Origin of the sequence: Micromonospora sp. NPDC049580 (genome assembly GCF_040675595.1) — a bacterium.
In the GTDB taxonomy this organism is placed as follows: Bacteria; Actinomycetota; Actinomycetes; order Mycobacteriales; family Micromonosporaceae; genus Micromonospora.
This window is the reverse complement of record NZ_JBFAPG010000649.1, coordinates 1-2,794: the sequence shown is the minus strand read 5'-3', so window position 1 is coordinate 2,794 and position 2,794 is coordinate 1. Positions and strand designations below refer to the sequence as shown.

5 protein-coding genes are annotated in these 2,794 nt (G+C 72.9%); 1 reads left to right on the top strand and 4 read right to left on the bottom strand.

The window, feature by feature from the left end:
- Positions 1 to 140: 140 nt before the first annotated feature.
- Genes AB0J68_RS30475 through AB0J68_RS30465 form a run of 3 tightly spaced genes read right to left on the bottom strand, consistent with a single transcriptional unit; the run spans position 141 to position 1,391 of the window.
- A complete protein-coding gene (locus AB0J68_RS30475) occupies positions 141 to 584 on the bottom strand; it encodes an SRPBCC domain-containing protein (protein WP_363942142.1) in 444 nt (147 codons plus the stop codon).
- A gap of 1 nt (position 585) precedes the next feature.
- Complete coding sequence (locus AB0J68_RS30470; RefSeq protein WP_354862075.1) at positions 586 to 936, bottom strand: metalloregulator ArsR/SmtB family transcription factor; 351 nt, start codon at positions 934 to 936, stop codon at positions 586 to 588.
- Positions 933 to 1,391 (bottom strand): SRPBCC domain-containing protein, encoded by a 459-nt coding sequence (locus tag AB0J68_RS30465; RefSeq protein WP_363942140.1) that lies wholly within the window; start codon positions 1,389 to 1,391, stop codon positions 933 to 935. The genes AB0J68_RS30470 and AB0J68_RS30465 overlap by 4 nt, the downstream gene beginning before the upstream one ends.
- 190 nt (positions 1,392 to 1,581) lie before the next feature.
- On the opposite strand from AB0J68_RS30465, the gene AB0J68_RS30460 reads away from it, so the two are divergent.
- Positions 1,582 to 2,298, top strand: a complete 717-nt coding sequence (locus AB0J68_RS30460) for an isocitrate lyase/phosphoenolpyruvate mutase family protein (RefSeq protein WP_354862079.1) — start codon at positions 1,582 to 1,584, stop codon at positions 2,296 to 2,298.
- 82 nt (positions 2,299 to 2,380) lie between these two features.
- Here the strand turns inward: AB0J68_RS30460 and AB0J68_RS30455 are convergent.
- On the bottom strand, positions 2,381 to 2,794 hold a 414-nt coding region (locus AB0J68_RS30455), incomplete at its 5' end, for a 5'-3' exonuclease H3TH domain-containing protein (RefSeq protein WP_363942137.1).

Below are 2,794 nucleotides of genomic sequence, written 5' to 3'. Positions count from 1 at the left end.
CGCGCGTCGTCCATGACCGCGCGGGCCAGGGTCGACCCGTGGTGCCGATCTGCCCGTTCCTCGCCGAGTGGCTGGTCAAGCACCCGGAGTACGAGGACATCGTGGTGCGGTCCACCCGGAAGGTGAAGTAGCGGCCGGGCTCAGTGCCAGTCGCTGATCTGGACGTCGTCCGGCGCCGGCCTGCCCCGCCCGGTCTCCACCAGCTCCTTGAGGCTCATCAGGAACGTCGCCCACTTGGTGCTGCAGTGGTGCATGAACTCGACCGGCTCGCGCCAGCCCTCGTGGCTGAACAGGACGACGGTGTAGTCGCCCCGCTGGTCGAGGCGCCAGTCGATCTCGGTGCCGACCCATTCCTCGGGGCCGTCGGTGACCCGCCAGCGGACGTGGCCGGTGGGGTCCAGCTCCAGGACCTCCATGTCGAAGCCCCCGGCGTCGCCGAACCGGAAGGCCAACTGCCCGCCGACCTCGCTCTTGCCGACCGTGTCGGTCGTCCACCAGGCGGCGAGGCCCTCCGGGGTGGCCACCGCGCGGTAGACGTCGTCGAGCGGGGCGACGACGCCGACCCGGTGCAGGATGTCGACCATCTCATTCTCCCTGGTTGTCGGTACGGTGACGTTCGATCGTCTCGGCGATCCGCTTGATCCGGCGGAGTCGGGCATCCCAGGTGGCGCCGACGGCGGTCAGTTGGGCGACCGCACGCGCGAGCTGCGCCTCGTCGACCTGGTAGTGACGCTCACGACCGGCCGGCGCGGAGTGGATCAGGCCGACCCGGTCCAGGACGGCCAGGTGCTTCGAGACGGCCTGGCGGGTGACGGGCAGTCGCTCGCTCAGCGACGTGGCGGTGCCGGGCCCGCCGGCGAGCAACAGGTCGATCATGCTGCGCCGGATCGGGTCGCCGATCGCCGACCACAGGGCGTCGTCGACGACCGTGCTCATGACGTGGCGACCAGCCGTGCGACGTACGTGCCGAGCGCGGGGATGTAGTGGTTCCACCCGCTGACGTGGTCCTGGTACTGCTTCTCGAGCAGGGCGATCTCCCAGCCCATCTCGCGAAAACCGGTCTCCGTCATGCGGACGCGGGTCCCCGTCGCGATCGGGACGAGGTCGAAGGTGACCAGCAGCGACTGCCCGCCCCGGTCGGGCTCGGTGAAGGACCACCGGAAGGAGAACCGCTTCGGCGGGTCGACGTCCACGACGGCGAGGTCGACGGTCGTCGTCTCGCCGGTCTGCGCGTCGCGCCACACCAACTCGCCGGGAGCGCCCTCGACCGGTTCGAACCGGGCGTCGTCGGGCCACCACTCCCGCACGTGCTCGGGTTGGCTGATCACCTCGAAGACCACCTCCGGCGAGGCGTCCACGTCGATGTCGCGTTCGATGACTCCGTACTCCATGCGTACCGCCCTTTCGCAACCTTTGGTTGCGTCAGGTTACCGCGGCCCTCTCGCCTCGCGCAACCGATGGTTGCGTATTGGCCGCGGGCACGGCACGACGCCTGGAACGGGCGATGACGGTACGGTCCATGGTGGGCAGTCGCCCTGCCCTCGCCATCGTCCCTCCACATCCCGTCGGGAGACCTGAACGATGACAGCCGCCACCTTCCGTGCCCTGCACCACGACCGCCCCGCCGGCGACCCGCTCGTCCTGCCGAATGCCTGGGACGCGGGCAGCGCCCGGGTCTTCGCCGACGCCGGCTTCGAAGCGCTCGCCACGCCGAGCGCCGGGGTCGCCGCCTCCCTCGGCTACGAGGACGGCGCCACCCCGCCCGCCGAGATGTTCGCCGCGGTGGCGAGGGTCGTCCGGGCCGTCTCCGTTCCGGTGTCCGCGGACGTGGAGGACGGCTACGGGCTCGCCCCCGCCGAGCTGGTCGAGCGGCTGCTGGAGGCGGGCGTCGTCGGCTGCAACCTGGAGGACTCCGAGGGGCACGCCACGCTCAAGGATCCGCAGCGGCACGCGGACTGGCTGGCCGAGGTGCGGGCGGCGGCAGGCGACGCGCTCGTCATCAACGCGCGCGTCGACACGTTCCTGTTCGGCTCGGGTGACCCGGCCGACGCCGTCGCCCGCGCGAAGCTGTACGTGGCGGCGGGCGTCGACTGCGTGTACCCGCTGCGGGCGCCGATTGAGGTCCTTGCGGTGCTGCGCGAGGGCATCACCGGCCCGATCAACATGGCCGCCGCGCCGAACCGGGAGTCCGTGACCGAGCTGGCCCGACACGGCGCCACGCGCATCACGTTCGGCCCGGGAATGCAGCGCTACGCGATGGCCGCGATCGGTGACCTGGCGGCCAACCTGCGCGCGTGAGGCACCGGCCGACCGGCGCGTCCTCAGCGGCGGCCGGTGCCGCGGGTGCGGGCGGCGCGCCTCGGTGAAGGGCGCCGCCCGGTCAGGCGTCGGCGCGGGCGGCCAGGGCGTCCACGAGGCGGCGGGCGGAGCCGGCCAGGTTCCACCGGCCGGCCAGCTCGAGCAGCCGCTCCGGGTCGGCGGGGGCGGTCGGCAGCGCGGTGGGCAGCTCCGGCAGGGCCACGTCCAGGGCGACCCGGACCACCGTCGGCGCGACGGCCAGGTAGTCGCGGGCGGCAGCCAGCTTGGTGCGCAGGCCCGGCGCGAAGGACGAGTCGGAGTCGTCCAGAGCGGCCAGGATGCCGTCGATGCTGCCGTACCGCTCGATCAGTCGCGCGGCGGTCTTCTCGCCGACGCCCGGCACCCCGGGCAGTCCGTCGCTGGGGTCGCCGCGCAGGGCGGCGAAGTCGGCGTACCGGTCGGCGGGCACCCCGTAGCGGGCGCGCACCGCCGCGTC